19 protein-coding genes are annotated in these 16,907 nt (G+C 62.1%); 14 read left to right on the forward strand and 5 right to left on the reverse strand.

Going from position 1 to position 16,907, the window contains the following annotated elements; genetic code table 11:
* Window positions 1–22 precede the first annotated feature (22 nt).
* The 4 genes from B9A97_RS20485 (at window position 23) to cimA (ending at window position 3,774) form a co-directional block, all read left to right on the forward strand.
* Window positions 23–481 (forward strand): GFA family protein, encoded by a 459-nt coding sequence (locus tag B9A97_RS20485; RefSeq protein WP_084367676.1) that lies wholly within the window; start codon window positions 23–25, stop codon window positions 479–481.
* Complete coding sequence (locus B9A97_RS20490) at window positions 478–972, forward strand: GFA family protein (RefSeq protein ID WP_084367677.1); 495 nt, start codon at window positions 478–480, stop codon at window positions 970–972. Before B9A97_RS20485 ends, B9A97_RS20490 begins: the two co-directional genes overlap by 4 nt.
* Complete coding sequence (pip, locus tag B9A97_RS20495; protein ID WP_084367678.1) at window positions 969–1,928, forward strand: prolyl aminopeptidase; 960 nt, start codon at window positions 969–971, stop codon at window positions 1,926–1,928. The genes B9A97_RS20490 and pip overlap by 4 nt, the downstream gene beginning before the upstream one ends.
* A 229-nt stretch (window positions 1,929–2,157) precedes the next feature.
* A complete protein-coding gene (gene cimA / locus B9A97_RS20505) occupies window positions 2,158–3,774 on the forward strand; it encodes a citramalate synthase (RefSeq protein WP_084367680.1) in 1,617 nt (538 codons plus the stop codon).
* Window positions 3,775–3,883: 109 nt separating this feature from the next.
* Here cimA and B9A97_RS20510 read toward each other — a convergent pair whose 3' ends face one another.
* Both B9A97_RS20510 and B9A97_RS29835 read right to left on the reverse strand, forming a co-directional pair.
* Window positions 3,884–4,225 carry a hypothetical protein gene (locus B9A97_RS20510; RefSeq protein WP_084367681.1) on the reverse strand — a complete coding sequence of 114 codons (342 nt, stop codon included), beginning with the start codon at window positions 4,223–4,225 and terminating at the stop codon, window positions 3,884–3,886.
* Window positions 4,226–4,275: 50 nt separating this feature from the next.
* On the reverse strand, window positions 4,276–4,608 hold the full coding sequence (locus B9A97_RS29835; RefSeq protein WP_179145350.1) for an NHLP leader peptide family RiPP precursor: 333 nt from the start codon (window positions 4,606–4,608) through the stop codon (window positions 4,276–4,278).
* Window positions 4,609–5,019: 411 nt separating this feature from the next.
* Here B9A97_RS29835 and rarD point away from each other — a divergent pair, with 411 nt between their 5' ends.
* The gene (rarD, locus tag B9A97_RS20520; RefSeq protein ID WP_084367683.1) at window positions 5,020–5,940 is read left to right on the forward strand and encodes an EamA family transporter RarD; all 921 of its coding nucleotides are present in this window, start codon (window positions 5,020–5,022) and stop codon (window positions 5,938–5,940) included.
* Window positions 5,937–6,266, forward strand: a complete 330-nt coding sequence (locus B9A97_RS20525; protein ID WP_084367684.1) for a DHCW motif cupin fold protein — start codon at window positions 5,937–5,939, stop codon at window positions 6,264–6,266. The genes rarD and B9A97_RS20525 overlap by 4 nt, the downstream gene beginning before the upstream one ends.
* 9 nt (window positions 6,267–6,275) lie before the next feature.
* Here B9A97_RS20525 and B9A97_RS20530 read toward each other — a convergent pair whose 3' ends face one another.
* Window positions 6,276–6,896 carry an LOG family protein gene (locus B9A97_RS20530; protein WP_084367685.1) on the reverse strand — a complete coding sequence of 207 codons (621 nt, stop codon included), beginning with the start codon at window positions 6,894–6,896 and terminating at the stop codon, window positions 6,276–6,278.
* 152 nt (window positions 6,897–7,048) lie between these two features.
* Here B9A97_RS20530 and B9A97_RS20535 point away from each other — a divergent pair, with 152 nt between their 5' ends.
* Complete coding sequence (locus B9A97_RS20535; protein WP_348532413.1) at window positions 7,049–9,220, forward strand: Ig-like domain-containing protein; 2,172 nt, start codon at window positions 7,049–7,051, stop codon at window positions 9,218–9,220.
* Between the two features lie 179 nt (window positions 9,221–9,399).
* Window positions 9,400–11,286, forward strand: a complete 1,887-nt coding sequence (locus tag B9A97_RS20540) for an ABCB family ABC transporter ATP-binding protein/permease (RefSeq protein WP_084367727.1) — start codon at window positions 9,400–9,402, stop codon at window positions 11,284–11,286.
* A gap of 24 nt (window positions 11,287–11,310) precedes the next feature.
* On the opposite strand, the gene B9A97_RS20545 is transcribed toward B9A97_RS20540, so the two are convergent.
* Complete coding sequence (locus B9A97_RS20545; RefSeq protein ID WP_143530613.1) at window positions 11,311–12,597, reverse strand: sensor domain-containing diguanylate cyclase; 1,287 nt, start codon at window positions 12,595–12,597, stop codon at window positions 11,311–11,313.
* 219 nt (window positions 12,598–12,816) lie between these two features.
* Between B9A97_RS20545 and B9A97_RS20550 the strand changes: the two genes are divergently transcribed.
* From B9A97_RS20550 to B9A97_RS29840, 3 genes are all read left to right on the forward strand, one after another.
* Complete coding sequence (locus B9A97_RS20550; protein ID WP_084367688.1) at window positions 12,817–13,515, forward strand: phosphatidylserine decarboxylase; 699 nt, start codon at window positions 12,817–12,819, stop codon at window positions 13,513–13,515.
* Between the two features lie 29 nt (window positions 13,516–13,544).
* A complete protein-coding gene (locus tag B9A97_RS20555) occupies window positions 13,545–14,402 on the forward strand; it encodes a CDP-alcohol phosphatidyltransferase family protein (protein ID WP_084367689.1) in 858 nt (285 codons plus the stop codon).
* Window positions 14,403–14,570: 168 nt separating this feature from the next.
* A complete protein-coding gene (locus tag B9A97_RS29840) occupies window positions 14,571–14,720 on the forward strand; it encodes a hypothetical protein (RefSeq protein ID WP_179145351.1) in 150 nt (49 codons plus the stop codon).
* A 7-nt stretch (window positions 14,721–14,727) separates the two neighbouring features.
* On the opposite strand, the gene B9A97_RS20560 is transcribed toward B9A97_RS29840, so the two are convergent.
* A complete protein-coding gene (locus B9A97_RS20560) occupies window positions 14,728–15,492 on the reverse strand; it encodes an SOS response-associated peptidase (RefSeq protein WP_084367690.1) in 765 nt (254 codons plus the stop codon).
* 105 nt (window positions 15,493–15,597) lie between these two features.
* Here B9A97_RS20560 and B9A97_RS20565 point away from each other — a divergent pair, with 105 nt between their 5' ends.
* From B9A97_RS20565 to B9A97_RS20575, 3 genes are all read left to right on the forward strand, one after another.
* The gene (locus B9A97_RS20565) at window positions 15,598–16,047 is read left to right on the forward strand and encodes an NUDIX hydrolase (protein ID WP_084367728.1); all 450 of its coding nucleotides are present in this window, start codon (window positions 15,598–15,600) and stop codon (window positions 16,045–16,047) included.
* A gap of 66 nt (window positions 16,048–16,113) precedes the next feature.
* On the forward strand, window positions 16,114–16,542 hold the full coding sequence (locus tag B9A97_RS20570; protein WP_084367691.1) for a TIGR02301 family protein: 429 nt from the start codon (window positions 16,114–16,116) through the stop codon (window positions 16,540–16,542).
* 103 nt (window positions 16,543–16,645) lie between these two features.
* Entirely contained in the window at window positions 16,646–16,903 is a 258-nt protein-coding gene (locus B9A97_RS20575) for a hypothetical protein (protein ID WP_084367692.1), read from the forward strand.
* The last annotated feature ends 4 nt before the right edge of the window (window positions 16,904–16,907 follow it).

Raw genomic sequence — 16,907 nt, forward strand, 5'->3', positions numbered from 1 at the left:
GTCGTTGAAATAGGAGAGTGGGATGGAAGGCATATTTACCGGCGGATGCCAATGCGGCGCGGTGCGGTTCCGGGCCGAAAAGCTCGGCCGCCCGTCGATCTGCCATTGCCGCATGTGCCAGAAGGCGTTTGGCGGCTTCTTCGGCGCGCTGGTGACCGCCGACCAGGCGCATCTGCAATGGACGCGCAGCCAGCCAACGTTGTTTCGCTCCTCCAAGAAGGTGCATCGCGGCTTCTGCCCGAGATGCGGCACGCCGCTGACCTATCATCATCCGGGTGGGGTGGAGATTGCCATCGGCGCCTTCGACCAGGCCTATCTGATCGAGCCCGAGGTTCAGGTGAACCATCACCTGCGCCTGCCGTGGATCGATCACCTGTTCGAAAAGCCAGCCGTCGCGCAAAGCCTTGACGAGGCCGAGATGATTTCCTTCCAGCATCCCGACCACGATACGGCGCAGTGGCCGCCGGAGGACGAGCAATGAGCCGCGAAGTTCATTCCGGCGGCTGCCAGTGCGGTGCGATCCGCTACAAGATCTCAGGCGAGCTGGGCTATCCGCATATCTGCCACTGCCGTATGTGCCAGAAGGCCTCCGGCAACTTTTTCATGGCGCTGGCCGGTTCGCGGCAAGAGGATTTTCTGTTGATGCGGGGCGAGCCGAGCTGGTTCCAGTCCTCCGATCCGTGCGGGCGCGGCTTCTGCAAGGACTGCGGCACGCCGCTGTTCTTCCGCACCAAGGGCTCGCCCTATATCAGCGTCACCATCGGCAGTCTCGACAAGCCCGAGGCGGCCATGCCGGTTTCGCAGGATGGCGTGGAGTCGCGCCTGTCCTATTTCGACAAGCTGTTCGGTCTTCCGGAAAACACCACGGACCGTTCTGACATCGACGGCGGCGTGGCGACCATCCAATCGACGAACCACCAGCATCCCGATCATGACACGGCGGTCTGGCCGCCGAAGAAGGACCTGCAATGACAGCCGAGTTGCGCAGCTATTATCCGGAAATCGAGCCTTACGAGACCGGCATGCTCGATGTCGGCGATGGGCATACGATCTATTGGGAGCGCGTCGGCACCAAGGGTGCCAAGCCGGTGGTGTTCCTGCATGGCGGGCCCGGCGGCGGCACCAATCCAAACCAGCGCCGGGTATTCGATCCCGCGCTCTATGACGTGCTTCTATTTGACCAGCGTGGCTGCGGCAAATCCGTGCCCCATGCCCATCTGGAGGCCAACACGACCTGGCATCTCGTCGCCGATATCGAGCGGCTGCGCGAGATGGTGGGCGTGGAAAAATGGATGGTGTTCGGCGGCTCCTGGGGGTCGACGCTGGCGCTCGCCTATTCGCAGACCCATCCGACCCGCATCAGCGAACTGATCGTGCGCGGCATCTACACCCTGACGAAGGGCGAGCTCGACTGGTACTACCAGTTTGGTGTCTCGCAGATGTATCCGGACCGCTGGGAAAAGTTCATCGCCCCCATCCCGCCGGAAGAGCGCCACGAAATGATATGGGCCTATCATCGCCGCCTCACCGGCAGCGACCCGGCCGAGCAACTGGCCTGCGCCCGCGCCTGGAGCCAGTGGGAGGGAGCGACGATCTCGCTCATTCCTAATCTCCAGCAGATCGAGGACTTCGGCGAGGACCGCTACGCCATCGCCTTCGCCCGGATCGAGAACCATTTCTTCGTCAACGGCGGCTGGCTTGAGGAAGGCCAGTTGCTGCGCGACGCCCACAAGCTCAAGGGCATTCCCGGCGTGATCGTGCATGGCCGCTACGACATGCCCTGCCCGCTGCATTATGCCTGGCAGCTTTCCAAGGGCTGGCCGGACGGCGAGCTGAAGATCGTCGAGGCCGCCGGGCACGCGCTGTCCGAACCCGGCATCCTCGATCAGCTGGTGCGGGCGACGGATCGGTTTGCGGGGAAGGCATGAGTTTTTCGGTACTCGGCGTCCTCTGTACCCCCCTCTGCCCTGCCGGGCATCTCCCCCTCAAGGGGGGAGATCGATCCGGTGGCCGCCGTTCACGACCAACCGACAGCCTGTCATTGGATTGGCGGTGGTGCGGCAATTCGATCTCCCCCCTTGAGGGGGAGATGCCCGGCAGGGCAGAGGGGGGTACCCTTCTCGACACAATAACAAAATCGCCTCGGGAGGCATATCAATGACACGCGAAAAGATCACCCTCTTCGACACGACGCTCAGGGACGGCCAGCAGACGCCGGGGATTGATTTTTCGGTCGAGGACAAGATCGCGATCGCGGCCATGCTGGACGAGTTCGGGCTTGATTATGTCGAGGGCGGGTATCCCGGCGCCAACCCGACCGACACTGCCTTCTTCTCGAAGAAGCGCACGGGGCGTGCCTCCTTCGTCGCCTTCGGCATGACCAAGCGTCCCGGTGTGTCGGCCTCCAACGATCCGGGACTTGCGCAATTGCTGCAGGCGAAAAGCGATGCCATCTGTTTCGTGGCCAAGAGCTGGGATTACCATGTGAAGGTCGCGCTCGGCTGTTCAAACGAGGAAAATCTCGAGGCGATCCGCGATAGCGTCGAAGCCGCCATTGCCGCCGGCAAGGAGGCGATGGTCGATTGCGAGCATTTCTTCGACGGCTACAAGGCCAATACGGGCTATGCGCTGGCCTGCGCCAAGGCGGCCTATGATGCCGGCGCCCGCTGGGTGGTGCTGTGCGACACCAATGGCGGCACGCAGCCGCCGGAAATCCGCGAGATCGTCACCGCCGTGATCGCCGCGGGCGTGCCGGGTGCGTCGCTGGGCATCCATGCGCATAACGACACCGGCCAGGCCGTGGCCAACTCGTTGGCAGCCGTCGAGGCCGGCGTGCGCCAGATCCAGGGCACGCTGAACGGCATCGGCGAGCGCTGCGGCAATGCCGACCTCGTGACCATCATCCCGACGCTGGCGCTAAAGGAAACCTATTCGAGCCGCTTCGAGACCTCGATCGACCGGGAAAAGCTGGAGGGCCTGACGCGGCTCTCCCATGCCTTTGACGAGTTGCTGAACCGCTCCCCCGATCACCAGAGCCCCTATGTCGGTGCCTCTGCCTTCGCCACCAAGGCCGGCATCCATGCCTCGGCCTTGCTGAAGGATCCCCGGACCTATGAGCATGTCGTGCCGGAAAGTGTGGGCAATTTCCGCAAGGTCATGGTGTCCGACCAGGGCGGCAAGGCAAACTTCATCAACGAGTTGAAGCGACGCGGCATCACTGTCGACAAGAACGACCCGAAGCTCGATGCGCTGATCTCCGTGGTCAAGGAGCGGGAAGCCTCCGGCTATGCCTATGAGGGCGCCGATGCCAGCTTCGAACTGCTGGCGCGGCGGATGCTGGGGGCCGTGCCGGAATTCTTCACGGTGGACGGATTCCGCGTGATGGTCGAGCGCCGCTTCGATGCCAATGGCAACCTGAAAACCGTGTCGGAAGCCGTGGTCAAGCTCGTCGTGGACGGCAAGCCGGTCATGTCGGTGGCGGAAGGCGACGGCCCCGTCAATGCTCTCGACATTGCCTTGCGCAAGGATATCGGCAAGTACCAGAACGAGATCGACGACCTGGAACTGGTCGATTTCAAGGTCCGCATCCTCAATGGCGGCACCGAGGCGATTACCCGCGTGCTGATCGAATCCGCCGACGGCACCGGCCAGCGCTGGTGGACGGTGGGCGTTTCGGAAAACATCATCGACGCCTCGTTCCAAGCGCTGATGGATTCGATCGTCTACAAGCTGATGAAAAACCGGGCTATGGCCGGCAAGATCGCTGCGGAATGACGGCGGCCTTCAAGGGGACATCTGCCTCCGTTGGAACGGAGGCAGGGTCTATCTCGTTGTCAAACATCCGAAGGGTGTAAACCGAGGATGCCTAGATTCACCCGAACATTCAACCGATCCCGGGTCGCCCAATCGGCAACTGACCAATGCGCGATCCAATTGGCGGCCTGAATCGGTCGAGGAGTTCATCGAACATCCCTGCCCCTGGAACGGCGTCGAGTTCGTCATCATTCAATTCGCCGCGGGGGCTGGGAAGTGCCAGCACCATTTCGCCAGCCGCTTCGGTCACGACGCGGATGGTGAAGCCGGCAGGAACGTCCAGATCAAAGGCCGCTTTCAGCGCCTTTGCCGGATCTTCCGTGAGTTGCGCACGGAAAGCAGGCTCGGCCGAAGCCTTTGTCCTGATCGCCTGTTCCAGGGTCGCGCGCAGATGTAGCGTGTTATTTTCCATGTCTTACTCTCTCTAGAAACAATTGCCTTCGTTAAAAATCACGTGTCTTTTCACAATAATTTGCCGGCAATTATCCCCGCGATCGGGCTACCGGTGACTGGACGAAGTCTGTCCAGCAGATCAAAGAAGCCGCCTCCCGAAACAGAGTCCAACTCGTCATCATTCAGCTCGCGGGTCGGGCTCGGCAGCACCAGCACAAGTTCTCCGGGCTGCTCGTTGACGACCCGCAGGGTGAAACTGGCTGGAATGTCCAGGCCGAAAGCGGACTTCAGGGCTTCCGCGGGATTGTCGCTGAGCTCAGCGCGGAAAGCGGGATCGGTCGCTGCCTTCTGGCGGATCGCGCCTTCAAACGCTGCGCGCTGGTCTATGGCCTGTTCTGTCATCGTGATCTCCTTCAAACAACCAGTCCTGGCGGTCTTCAGGTCGCGGTGGAAACAGATGTGTCTCAACCACCCGACATGGCCGTCATGGGAGTCACGTAAGCACAGCCATGAGGCGCTGCAAGATCGCGGCGGAGGCGCAGATCGGCGAAATCTGGTGCAAATCCTCTGAGGACTCAGTCGCATAGCATCGTGCTGGAAAGGCCCCAATCGCCGGCCGAATACCACTTCTCGCCCCAGGTCGGCGTTTTCCAGCGCCGGCGGCGGATGCACCTTGCGCCGCCTTCGTCAAATGCCGTTCGCCGGCCGCTCCGTCGTGACAATGATCGACTGTTCACCGGAATGAATTTGCCCATTCGTTGAGCAAGGAGTATGCCCGCGGTTTAAAAATGCGACAGCGGTTCAGGAAACACCATGGCGACAGATCGAGAGCCACTCGTGAAGAACGAGGATAGCCCGCGTGGCTTTGCCTTTGCGCTCACCGCCTATCTGCTTTGGGGGTTCCTGCCCTTCTACATGAAGGGGGTGGCGCATATTCCAGCGCTTGAGGTCATCGCCCATCGGATCGTCTGGTCGGTTCCGATTGCCGGTGTCGTTCTTCTGGCTCTTGGCCGCACCGCCGATGTGAAGCGGGCGCTCAGAACGCCATCGGTATTGGCGATGGCTTGTGTGACGGCGGCACTCATTACCTTCAACTGGGGTATCTATGTCTGGGCGATCGCCAATGACCGGGCTTTGGACACCGCACTGGGCTATTTCATCAACCCGCTGTTTTCCATTTTCATGGGCGCGGTCCTCCTGAAGGAAAAGCTCAGCAAGGCGCAGATTGCCGCCATCATGCTGGCGGCGCTGGCTGTGGCCGTGCTGACCTATGAAGCAGGGTCGCTGCCCTGGGCTTCGCTCGGGCTGACCTTCACCTGGGGCTTCTATGCCTATTTCCGCAAGACCTTGCCGGTCGGGCCGAACCAGGGTTTCTTCCTAGAAGTGCTGTTGCTCACGCCGGCGGCAATCGCCTACATCATCTACATCGAAGCCACCGGCCAGGGCCATTTCCTCCTCGGGAATACCTATGACACCGTGATGCTCGCATGCGCCGGCTTTGCAACCGCGGTGCCGTTGATGATCTATGCCAATGGCGCCAAGCTCCTGCGGCTCTCGACCATCGGCATCATGCAATATATTGCGCCGACCATGATCTTCCTGATCGCGGTCTTCATCTTCAAGGAGCCGTTCGGCACCGCGCGCATGATTGCCTTCCCGATGATCTGGCTGGCGCTGGTGCTCTATTCCATCTCCATGATCCGGCAATATCGCCAGCAGGAGCAGACTCGATGAAGATGGCGGATATCGCCTTTGGCATTACCGACTGGAGCGGTGTCGAGGCCACGCGCCATGAGGGAGAAACCGGATATGCCTTGTGGCGGACACGGACCTTCGGCGATATCCGGGTGCGCATGGTCGAGTATTCGCCGGGATATATGGCAGACCACTGGTGCGTGAAGGGCCATATCCTGCTGTGCCTCGAGGGCGAGATGACGACCGAGCTAGAAGACGGCCGCCGCTTTCTTATGACGCCGGGCGTCAGCTACCAGGTGGCCGACAATGCCGAGCCCCACCGGTCGTTTACCGCCACCGGCGCCAAGCTGTTTATCGTCGACTGATTGGAAAAATCAGAGCTTGGCGAGGATCGAGGCGTCGCCGGCAGGCTCCGCCAATGCATCGAGCTTGTCGATGATCGCCGGCACGATGTCCTCGACATTGGCAATAACCATCGGCTGCACCCGGTGCGCCGTATGGATGAAGCCCTGGTCGCGCATGTGACGGATCAGTTCGAGCATCGGATCCCAGAAGCCATTGATGTTGGCGAAGACCATCGGCTTGGCATGGCGGCCGAGTTGCGCCCAGGTCATGATCTCGACGATCTCTTCCAGGGTGCCGATGCCGCCGGGAAGCGTCACGAAGGCATCGGCGCGCTCGAACATCTTGTGCTTGCGCTCATGCATGTCAGCGGTCACGATCAATTCATCGAGCTGGCCGAGGGAGTGGCGAGTCGCCTCCATATCGACAAGAAACTCGGGTATGATCCCCGTCACGCTGCCACCATTGGACAGGACGCCCGAGGCCACCGCTCCCATGATGCCCTTGGTGCCGCCACCATAGACGAGGCGCGCGCCGTGAGCGGCGATCGACCGCCCCAAGGCGCGACCGCTCTCGATATAGGCTTTGTCCCGTCCTGGCTGGGAACCGCAATAGACACAGATGGATCGAATCGGCACAGTTTTTTCCGTCATGGTGCCAAAAGATCAAGCCGGCCCGAATGCGTCAATAAAATTGACCAAAAAGCACTGGGAATAGCCGTGGAATCGATGACAATGCTTGTGAAAAACGCCGGATAACGCTAGCAATTCCGAGGGATACCAGGGGGTAGCCCGTTCGGGGAGACATGACGATGAAGATGCGTGGCGGCCTGCTGGCCCTGCTGGTTCTCGCAATAGCGACGGTTCTGATGGTTTTCTTTGTGTTGCCGCGCCTGGGCAACGATACGGAAACCAAGACGGAAGTCGCCGTGCCCGCGAAGGCGCCGGCCACCACGCCTGAAGCGAAACCGGCGGAACCTGCGGCTCCTGCCGTCGACCCGGCCGCTGCCACCGCTGCCGCCAGTTCCAAGATGGGCCGCCTGATGCGCGAGGCCGATGGCGCGCTGAAGAACCTCGAAGGTCTGTTTGCCAGCGGTAAGGTTCCCGGCGCCGATGCTTTTGCTGCCGCCAAGACCTCGGCTGAATCAGCGCTTTCTGCGCTTGCGGCAACCGACCTGCCCGACGGCATTGACCAGGGTGCTGCCGACGCCATCACCAAGGCCCGCGCCAGTGCCGCCAAGGCACTCGATCTCTTGAAGGCACTGCCGACGGATCCGCAGGCTGCCGGCTCTGCCATCGCGGCCCTGACGAAGGCGCTTCTGGGCGAAGAGGCCGCACCGAGCGCTGCCGCAGCCACCACGCCGCCGGCCGCACCCAGCCAAAACAATACCGAGACGGCCGCCCCCGCCGCGCCGGCTGCCCCATCCACCGAGACCGCCGCCGCGGATAAGCCGGTGCCGAAGTTCGACGTCTTGCGTGTCGAGCCTGATGGTTCGACCGTGATTGCCGGCAGTGCGGCACCCGGCACCAAGGTCGAGATCATCGATGGCAGCGACAAGGTGCTGTCATCCGCCGAGGCCGGCCCGACAGGCGATTTTGCCGCGGTGCTCGACAATCCGCTGCCGCCGGGCGACCACGCGCTGGCCCTGCGCTCCGTCGACAAGAGCGGCGCAGCCGTGCGCTCAGACGAGGTCGCGACGATCTCCGTGCCCGACAAGGCCCAGGGGCAATTGCTGGCGATGATCAGCAAGCCCGGCGAGGCAAGCCGCGTGATCACGATGCCGGAAAGCGTCAACACCGGCGACAAGCAGCAGCGCGTAGCCGAACAGCAGACAGCGGCGGCACCGGTTGCGACGCCGGACCTGCCCCAGGCATCGGCCGTATTGTCGACATCAGCTCCGTCCATTCCGACCGACGCAACAGCAGCCCCGGCGAGCCCCGCGACCGCAGCCGCCCCTGCGGCAGCGTCGACCGCTCCGGCAGAGGTTCAGGTGACCGCCGTCGAGATCGAGGGCGGACGCATCTTCATCGCCGGAACCGCCCCACCTTCGGCTAAGATTCGCGGCTATGCGGATGACGCGCTTGTTGGCGAAGCCACCGCCGATGCCAGCCGCCACTTCGTAATTGAAGGCACGGCAGACCTCGCTGTTGGCGGCCATACGATCCGCGTGGATCTTCTCGACGCCACGGGCCAGGTGGCGGTGCGCGCATCTGTGCCGTTTGATCGCCCCGCTGGCGAGCAGGTCGCCGTCGTGGCTCCTGCCGATGGTGCAGGCGCGAAATCCGCTCTGGTGCCGCAGGACCTTTCAGCCTTCAACGCACAGCGTAACGGCCTGTCCCAGGCTGTCGGCATTCTCTCGAACCTCTATGCTGATGGCAAGAAGCCGACCCTCGACGCCCTGGCGGCTGCCCGCTCTGCGACGGAACTGGCGCTGAAGTCGCTCATCGAGTTCCGTCCGGTGGCCGAGTTCGCGCCGACTGTCGCCCGCCAGGTGACCGCAACGGCCGAAGGCGCCGGCAAGGCGCTTGCCGCGCTGCAGGCCGTTCCCCAGGATGTCGATGCCATGGGCAAGGCGCTGCCGCAGATCCGGGCGCTGATCGACGAGGTGCTGCAGATGGCACCGGCCGCGGGATCTTCGGATGCGACGGCCCAGGCTGCAACGGCGCCTGCAGCGTCGGCGCAGACGGCTGCCGCCGGTGGAAATGCCGAGACGGCCGCGCCCAAGACCATCGAGCAGGCACCGCTGACGGCAAGCCGCGACAGCGTCATCATCCGCCAGGGCGATACATTGTGGCAGATCTCGCGCCGGGTCTATGGCCAGGGCGTGCGCTACACCACGATCTATCTCGCCAACGAGGGCCAGATCACCAACCCGGACAAGATTGCGCCGGGCCAGATCTTCAGTGTGCCGAGCGAAGCCTTGCCGAATGCAGAAGAGTTGCATCGCCGCCGCCTGCGGGGCGAAAAGATCGACTGATCTTTACGATTGTCAGGTCGTTCGCAGGGAAACATGCGGACAAAGATTGCAATCCCGATGCCCGGACCTTATTTGCCTTGAAACGGCGGCCCTCACTCGGCCGCCGTTTCCTTCTGATATCCAGCGCCATTGCGGCGGCTATCGCCGCATTGACCATCGCATCGCTTCCGGGGACGGACATGGCCGACAAGAACAAAACCGTATCCGCCGATGACAGCAACCCGCTTGGGACGCTGGTCAATCTCTGGCCCTATATGTGGCCGTCTGATCGTCCCGATCTGAAGATGCGCGTCGTCTGGGCGACGGTGTTCCTGGTCATCGCCAAGCTGATCCTAATCCTCGTCCCTTATTTCTTCAAATGGGCCACCGACGCGCTGAACGGCCGTCTCGACATGGCGGGCATCCTGCCGGCGCTTCTGCTGGGCGCCGTTGCGCTGGTAATCGTCTATAACCTCACGCGCATTGCGCAGGTCGGCCTCAACCAGCTTCGCGACGCGCTTTTTGCCAGCGTCGGCCAATATGCGGTGCGCCAGCTTGCCTACCGCACCTTTGTGCACATGCATCAGCTTTCGCTGCGTTTCCACTTGGAGCGCAAGACCGGCGGCCTGTCGCGCATCATCGAGCGCGGCACCAAGGGCATCGAAACGATTGTCCGCTTCACCATCCTGAATTCCGTGCCGACGCTGCTGGAATTCCTGCTGACGGCCGTGATCTTCTGGTGGGGCTATGGCTTCTCCTACCTGCTCGTGACTGCTGTCACCGTCTGGGCCTATATCTGGTTCACGATCAAGGCCTCGGACTGGCGCATCGCGATCCGCCGCTCGATGAACGACAGCGACACGGACGCCAATACCAAGGCGATCGATTCGCTGCTGAACTTTGAAACCGTTAAATATTTCGGCAATGAGGACATGGAAGCCCGCCGCTTCGATGCCTCCATGGCGCGGTATGAAAAATCCGCGACCGATGTCTGGACGTCGCTCGGCTGGCTCAACTTCGGCCAGGGCGTGATCTTCGGCCTTGGCACAACCGTTATGATGGTGATGTCGGCGCTTGCCGTGCAGCGCGGCGAACAGACGATCGGCGACTTCGTCTTCATCAACGCCATGCTGCTGCAGCTCTCCGTGCCGCTCAACTTCATCGGCTTCGTCTATCGCGAAATCCGCCAGGGTCTTACCGATATCGAGCAGATGTTCGATCTGTTGGAGGTCAAGGCGGAGGTGGTCGACAAGCCCGGCGCGCCAGACCTCAAGATCGGCCAGGGCGCCATCGTGTTCAAGGATGTGCATTTCGCCTATGACCCGGAGCGTCCGATCCTGAAGGGCGTGTCCTTCGAGGTGCCCGCCGGCAAGACGGTCGCCGTGGTTGGCCCATCGGGTGCCGGCAAGTCCACCATGTCCCGCCTGCTCTACCGCTTCTACGACATCCAGCAGGGCTCCATCACCATCGACGGCCAGGATGTTCGCGACGTCTCGCAGAAAAGCCTTCGTGCCGTGATCGGCATGGTGCCGCAGGACACCGTGCTGTTCAACGACACCATTGCCTACAACATCCGCTACGGCCGTCTCGATGCCACGGATGCCGAAGTCGAGGCGGCAACAGAAGTGGCGCAGATCGCCCATTTCATCAAAGACCTGCCGGACGGCTACAAGACCAAGGTCGGCGAGAGGGGCCTCAAACTCTCCGGCGGTGAAAAGCAGCGCGTGGCGATTGCCCGCACGGTGCTGAAGGCGCCGCCGATCCTGATCCTGGACGAGGCGACCTCGGCGCTGGACACGACCACCGAACAGGAAATCCAGTCCGCGCTGGACGTGGTATCGAAGAACCGCACGACGCTGGTCATCGCCCACAGGCTGTCCACGGTCGTCGGCGCCGACGAAATCATTGTATTGAAGGGCGGCGAGATTGCCGAGCGCGGCACACACGCCCAGCTGCTTGAGGAAAACGGCCTCTATGCCTCGATGTGGAACCGCCAGCGCGAGGCCACCCAGGCGGAAGAAATGCTACGCCATGTGCGCGAAAGCGACGAACTGGGCGTGGTGGTGCGCAAGCCGCCGGCCATCTGACGAAATCTGCCGGTCGGACGCCGGTCAGGCCGCAAGCGAAAGCCGATTGCGGCCACCATGCTTGGCATCGTAGAGGGCGTGATCGGCCCGGCGCAGGCAGGCCCAGAGATCCTCTTCGCCGGCGGACAATTGCGCAAGGCCGATGCTGATGGTGACCGTCAGTTCAAGCCCCCGATCCTCGACACGCATCGCGGCCACGTCATTGCGCAGGCGTTCCATCACATCGGACGCGGCACTCTGATCATGTCCAGGCAAGAGCGCGAAGAATTCCTCGCCACCGGCGCGCGCCACGAGGTTGCCCTCGCCGATCCCGTGGTCCAGCAGGTCAGCCACGTCGCACAACACCCGGTCACCCATGGCATGACCATAGCGGTCGTTGACCGACTTGAAATGATCGATATCGAGAACGGCGAGCGTCACGGGGCGGCCCTGGACGAGGCTTTCGGCGACCCGCTCGCTCGCCAGTTGGAAGAACCGGCGGCGATTAAAGATATTGGTCAGCGGGTCGCGTGCGGCAGCATCAGTGAGCTTGGCCTCGAGCCGCTTGCGCTCGGTGATGTCGAGCATCGCGCCTGCGATGCCGCGCGCGGCCCCGGACCTGTCGGTGATAACAGCCTTTTGGAACAGGATATCCCGCGGCAGACCATCAGCATGATGCACCATGGCCTCATAGACCTGGGTGCCGCCCTTCTTCATCAGCGCCAGATCGGCATCGTGATAGACGCTGGCATAGGGTCCGCAGGCGACATCATGAACCGTGTGCCCGATGATCGAAGAGGCCGGCAGCCCCATGTAGTCCTGGAAGGCCTTGTTGCAGCCGACATAGATGCCGCGCTCGTTCTTGAAGAAGATCGGTGTGGGAAGATTGTCGATGCAGGCCTGCATATGGTCCCGCTCGAGGTCGAGCGCGCGGTGGATGGCGGCGGTTTGCCGGCGCTCCAGGTTGACCCGGTTGGCCCGGGCAAGCGCCAGCGTCAATCCGTCGCGGTCATCTGCCGCACACACGTCATCGGCACCGAACTCGATGGCGCGTGTCGCCTTCGGCGGCAAGACAGACCCATTGAACACCAGCACGAGATAGGCCGCGTCGCCAAGGCTGCTGCGATGGCGGCGCACGCAGGCGGAAAGGCTTTCCCCGTCAACCCCAGCGAAACAGGCAAATGGATGGGCCGGCACCTCTTGAATACCAATTCCAAGATCACAGATATCGACAAGCGCAGCCGGTGGCGCTGTGCCCGCTGACGACAACCACCAGGCGTCATATCCCGCCATCTGCTGGCCCACGGGCAGACTGGACTTGGCTGGCAACATTTTCGGAGAAACCTCGTTGGCATATTCCTGCCGCAGAATTGCCCGGAAAATCCTTACCAATCATCTAAGTTTTCCGGTGTCCCGCTATGGTCGCGACGAACGCGCGGCAGATGGTATAGAAATGCTGAAGGGGGCCCGCACTTTGGCGCCCGGCATTGCCCCAAAACCGGTTTCGCTGTAACCAGCAACGGACTGATATCCTGAAGGAGACGTAAGTTCATGAGCTTGTTCGACACGCTGCGCAACACCATCGTGCCGGTACACAAGGAAGGCTATCCTTTCGTGGCCGCCTTCTTTGCCGGTTCGCTGGTGCTGGGATGGGTGTTCGAACCCCTGTTCTGGGTTGGCCTGGTGCTGACGCTGTGGTGCGCCTATTTCTTCCGCGACCCGGAGCGCGTGACGCCGCAGGACGACGACCTGGTGATTAGCCCCGCCGATGGCCGCGTGTCGTCGATCCGCATGGAGGTGCCGCCGGAGGAACTTTACCTCAGCACGGAACCAATGCTGCGCATTTCCATTTTCATGAACGTGTTTGATTGCCATGTGAACCGCTCGCCGATGCGCGGCAGCGTGGTCAACATCGCCTATCGTGAGGGCAGCTACCTGAACGCGGAACTCGACAAGGCGAGCAAGGAAAACGAACGCAACGGCCTCGTTGTGGAAACCCGCCATGGCCAGATCGGAGTCGTGCAGATTGCCGGTCTCGTGGCGCGACGCATCGTCTGCTGGGCAAACCCGGCGCAGCCGCTCGATGCCGGCGAGCGCTTCGGCCTGATCCGCTTCGGCTCGCGTCTGGACGTCTATCTCCCGGCCGGTGCCGAACCGCGCGTCTCATTGGGCCAGAGGGCCATTGCCGGCGAAACCGTGATTGCGGAATTCAACTCGCCGAAGGGACCGGTCATCAGCCGGCGAAGCTGATCTGTAGAGCGTCTAGCAAGGAATTGCCGATGGAAGCGCCAAAGTCGACGGAAGCCCTGGAACACAAGGCCCAGAATGACGCCGCACGCGGGCCGAAGCTTAGGCAAATTCCCTTGCGGCTCGTTGTCCCCAACCTCATCACCATCCTGGCGATCTGCGCCGGGCTGACCGGAATAAGGCTCGCCTTCGAAAACCGATACGAGCTTGCGGTTGGGATGGTGCTGTTCGCGGCCTTCCTGGATGGCATCGACGGTCGCGTCGCGCGCATGATGAAGGCAACCTCGAAGTTCGGCGCCCAGATGGATTCGCTCGCAGACATCGTCAATTTCGGTGTGGCGCCGGCGCTCGTTCTCTACGTCTTCCTCCTCGACCAGGCGCGCTCCGTGGGCTGGATCGCGGCGCTGGTCTATGCCATCGCTGCTGGGCTCAGGCTTGCCCGGTTCAACGTCATGGATGAACGAGAGACGAAGGCCGCCTGGCAATCGGAATATTTCGTCGGCGTGCCGGCGCCCGCGGGCGCGCTCTTGGTGTTGCTTCCTGTCTACATGGGTTTCCTCGGCCTTCCGCCGACGGCCTATTTCGCCTATTTCGGCTCGGCCTATACCGGCCTTATTGCGTTCCTGCTGATCAGCCGGCTGCCGGTCTGGTCCGGAAAATCAGGTTTTGGGCGGATCCGGCGTGATCTCGTCCTGCCGCTGATGCTCGGCGTCGTGCTTTATGTGGCGCTGCTGATGAGCTTCACCTGGGAAGTGCTGTCGGTGACGGTGGTCCTTTATCTCGCCACCCTGCCCTTTGGCGCTCGGGCCTGGCACCGCCGCTATGGCACCTTGACGGTAGAGTTCGAGCAGACTGGCGCGGGTGTGGCGGACATGGATCGCGGTCTTTAGAACCCGGTCAAGACAGGCATTCCCAGCCTCCTCACGAAACCTATCAGATTGTGGTCACTATTGATCAAATTTGATTTGCCTTGGTCATGTTTTTGTCATGTTCTCCACCGAGACAGCGCGCGGACAAGCGAACAAGACGCTGCAGGAAACATCCACAGGAGACGGGGAATGACCACGAAGACAGCCGCGAACGCGACGCAGCCCAAGGCGCCGGCGGCAAAGAGCGATTTGGACAAGCATTACAGGCCCTTGGGCCTCAAAGCGGTCATTGCTGCCGCGCTGATGCTGCAGCGTAAGCCCAAGAAGCAGGTCGCCTGATCCAGGGCTAAAACAACGACAGTTGGCTCGAATCGGGGGCATCCTTGCGTGGTGCCACCGCGGCTAAGGCCGCAGCTACAGGGTTCTGAAGGTCTGGGCCGGTATTGGCGACCTTGTTGACCCTATCCGACACCGGTATGGCCTCGAAAAAATCCTCGCTCGCCGGCACCATGAGGTCGGCGACCTGGCGCGGCTCCTGCGTTGTGCAGTCGAGCCAGCGGGTGAAATCATCCTGGTGAATGACAACCGGCATGCGGTCATGGATGCGGCCGATGGCGGCATTTGCACCAACCGTCAGAATACAGCCTGTATCGATTTCCGATCCATCCGCCGAGGCATAGGTCTCCATCAGCCCAGCAAAGGCAATGACGCCGCCCTTCTTCGGCCGGATCCAGTAGGCCTGGCTGGGCTCACCGCTCTCTTTCGGCGGGCGGTGCCATTCGTAAAAGCCCGATGCCGGAACCAGAATGCGGCGATGGCGCATGGCAGCACGAAACGACGCCTTGCCGATGGCGGTTTCAGCCCGTGCATTGATCAGCAGCGGGAATGCCTTGACGTCCTTGACCCATCCGGGAATGAGCCCCCAGCGCACCAGCAGAGCGCGGCGCTCCGGCAGGTTGCTGCCGGGCTCGTGTCGATCCGATGCCACGACAACCAGAATGGGCTGGGTCGGCGCGATATTGTAGCGGGCCGGAAAATCCTCAATGTCGGCTAGGTTGAACACCTCCGCGACATCTCTCGGGCCAGCTGAGACGGCAAATCTTCCACACATGGACAAGAGATGGCATCGCGCCGCCGGAGGGTCAAGGCGTTGCGGGGTTGCACGCCGGCGATGTTTGCTAGACCCTCTATGTATGATTCAAGGATCACGCTGCCCATGACGCAAACTTCCTCCGTCGCCGCGCTTTCGATCAGCCCGCGGCCGGCCTCATCGGCCATCGTCGAGCGTAACGGCCGATACCTGCTGATCCGGCGTCGCAATCCGCCGGCGGCCGATCTCTATGCCTTTCCGGGCGGCAGGGCCGAACCGGGCGAGACGCCTGCACAGACGGCAATCCGCGAACTACTGGAGGAAACGGGCTTGGTGGGTACGAACCCCCGGCTGTTCGCCACCTACGATCTCAAGCCGGAGACCGAGGGTCGTGCCGACATGCACTTCTTTCTTTCGGTATTCCTCGTCGATGTCGTGGGTCGCGACGAGGCAATTGCCGACAGCGACGCTGCGGATGCCGGCTGGTACAGCCTGGATGAAATCTGCACCTTGCCGGTCCCTCCCAGCGTGCGCGAATGCGCGGAGAGGCTGGCGTCGGCCCGCAAATCCGGCTAGATCAGGGCCTGATCAGATCGGCGGGCAGGCCCGTACCGAGATGCCGCGTCACTGGACTGAGCCGACATGACGAGACTTCGCCTTATCCTATCTGTAGCCGTCTTGTTGTTTGCGGGCCTCAGCGGAACATCGATCGCGTCTGCGCAGAACAAGCCTGCGCCGCCCCCGCCGCCACCGGCCGTGGAAAAGCCGACGCCTTACGATCCGCGTTTGGCGAGGCTATCGGAACTGCTCGGCGCCATCCACTATCTGCGCAATCTCTGCGCCGCCGATCCCGAACCGGAATGGCGCGTCGCCATGGAAAAGCTGCTAGCAACGGAGACCGGACAGGAAGCGAGCCGGCGTGAGCGCATGACCGCCGCCTTCAATCGCGGCTATCGTTCTTTCGCCTCGGTCTATACGACATGCACCCCGTCAGCCGTGGCTGCGGAAGAGAAATACCGTAACGAAGGCGCAACACTGGTCGGAGAAATTACCGCGCGGTTTGGAAATTAACGCTAAATTAACCTGATTTGACTGTGCCCGGTGTCGTTTTGGGAAAAGGCTGTTAAAGTTCTTAACGGGTGAGTAAGCTCTGTATGCCTTTGAGGAATGAACCATGGAACCACGGCGCAACGACATCGACGACATGATCGTCCACGAGAAGATGCAGGCGGCCCTGGAGTACCAGAACGAGGCCTGGGCCGACGGCATGGCCGACGGTATCGAGCCCGAAATCATCGCCGATGCGGCCATCGCTCTTGCCATGCGCGAGACGATTCGCATTCACGGCGAGGATGGCGCCGAAGCCATGCTCGCTTCCCTTCGCGAGCGCATGCTTGCTGGTGAGTTTTCTCCGCAGCGCCGCGTCCAGTGACCAT

It is taken from the genome of Rhizobium sp. RU36D (genome assembly GCF_900176345.1).
Taxonomy (GTDB): domain Bacteria; phylum Pseudomonadota; class Alphaproteobacteria; order Rhizobiales; family Rhizobiaceae; genus Allorhizobium.

Excerpts from the sequence above, each read along its gene's own strand:
- B9A97_RS20510 (WP_084367681.1), bottom strand. The coding sequence starts at position 4,225 with ATGGAAAATAACACGCTACATCTGCGCGCGACCCTGGAACAGGCGATC.
- cimA (WP_084367680.1), top strand. The coding sequence starts at position 2,158 with ATGACACGCGAAAAGATCACCCTCTTCGACACGACGCTCAGGGACGGC.
- B9A97_RS29840 (WP_179145351.1), top strand. The coding sequence starts at position 14,571 with ATGACCACGAAGACAGCCGCGAACGCGACGCAGCCCAAGGCGCCGGCG.
- B9A97_RS20560 (WP_084367690.1), bottom strand. The coding sequence starts at position 15,492 with ATGTGTGGAAGATTTGCCGTCTCAGCTGGCCCGAGAGATGTCGCGGAG.
- B9A97_RS20575 (WP_084367692.1), top strand. The coding sequence starts at position 16,646 with ATGGAACCACGGCGCAACGACATCGACGACATGATCGTCCACGAGAAG.
- B9A97_RS20490 (WP_084367677.1), top strand. The coding sequence starts at position 478 with ATGAGCCGCGAAGTTCATTCCGGCGGCTGCCAGTGCGGTGCGATCCGC.
- rarD (WP_084367683.1), top strand. The coding sequence starts at position 5,020 with ATGGCGACAGATCGAGAGCCACTCGTGAAGAACGAGGATAGCCCGCGT.
- B9A97_RS20530 (WP_084367685.1), bottom strand. The coding sequence starts at position 6,896 with ATGACGGAAAAAACTGTGCCGATTCGATCCATCTGTGTCTATTGCGGT.
- pip (WP_084367678.1), top strand. The coding sequence starts at position 969 with ATGACAGCCGAGTTGCGCAGCTATTATCCGGAAATCGAGCCTTACGAG.
- B9A97_RS20485 (WP_084367676.1), top strand. The coding sequence starts at position 23 with ATGGAAGGCATATTTACCGGCGGATGCCAATGCGGCGCGGTGCGGTTC.
- B9A97_RS20550 (WP_084367688.1), top strand. The coding sequence starts at position 12,817 with ATGAGCTTGTTCGACACGCTGCGCAACACCATCGTGCCGGTACACAAG.
- B9A97_RS20545 (WP_143530613.1), bottom strand. The coding sequence starts at position 12,597 with ATGTTGCCAGCCAAGTCCAGTCTGCCCGTGGGCCAGCAGATGGCGGGA.
- B9A97_RS20565 (WP_084367728.1), top strand. The coding sequence starts at position 15,598 with ATGACGCAAACTTCCTCCGTCGCCGCGCTTTCGATCAGCCCGCGGCCG.
- B9A97_RS20535 (WP_348532413.1), top strand. The coding sequence starts at position 7,049 with ATGACGATGAAGATGCGTGGCGGCCTGCTGGCCCTGCTGGTTCTCGCA.
- B9A97_RS20570 (WP_084367691.1), top strand. The coding sequence starts at position 16,114 with ATGACGAGACTTCGCCTTATCCTATCTGTAGCCGTCTTGTTGTTTGCG.
- B9A97_RS20555 (WP_084367689.1), top strand. The coding sequence starts at position 13,545 with ATGGAAGCGCCAAAGTCGACGGAAGCCCTGGAACACAAGGCCCAGAAT.
- B9A97_RS29835 (WP_179145350.1), bottom strand. The coding sequence starts at position 4,608 with ATGACAGAACAGGCCATAGACCAGCGCGCAGCGTTTGAAGGCGCGATC.
- B9A97_RS20540 (WP_084367727.1), top strand. The coding sequence starts at position 9,400 with ATGGCCGACAAGAACAAAACCGTATCCGCCGATGACAGCAACCCGCTT.
- B9A97_RS20525 (WP_084367684.1), top strand. The coding sequence starts at position 5,937 with ATGAAGATGGCGGATATCGCCTTTGGCATTACCGACTGGAGCGGTGTC.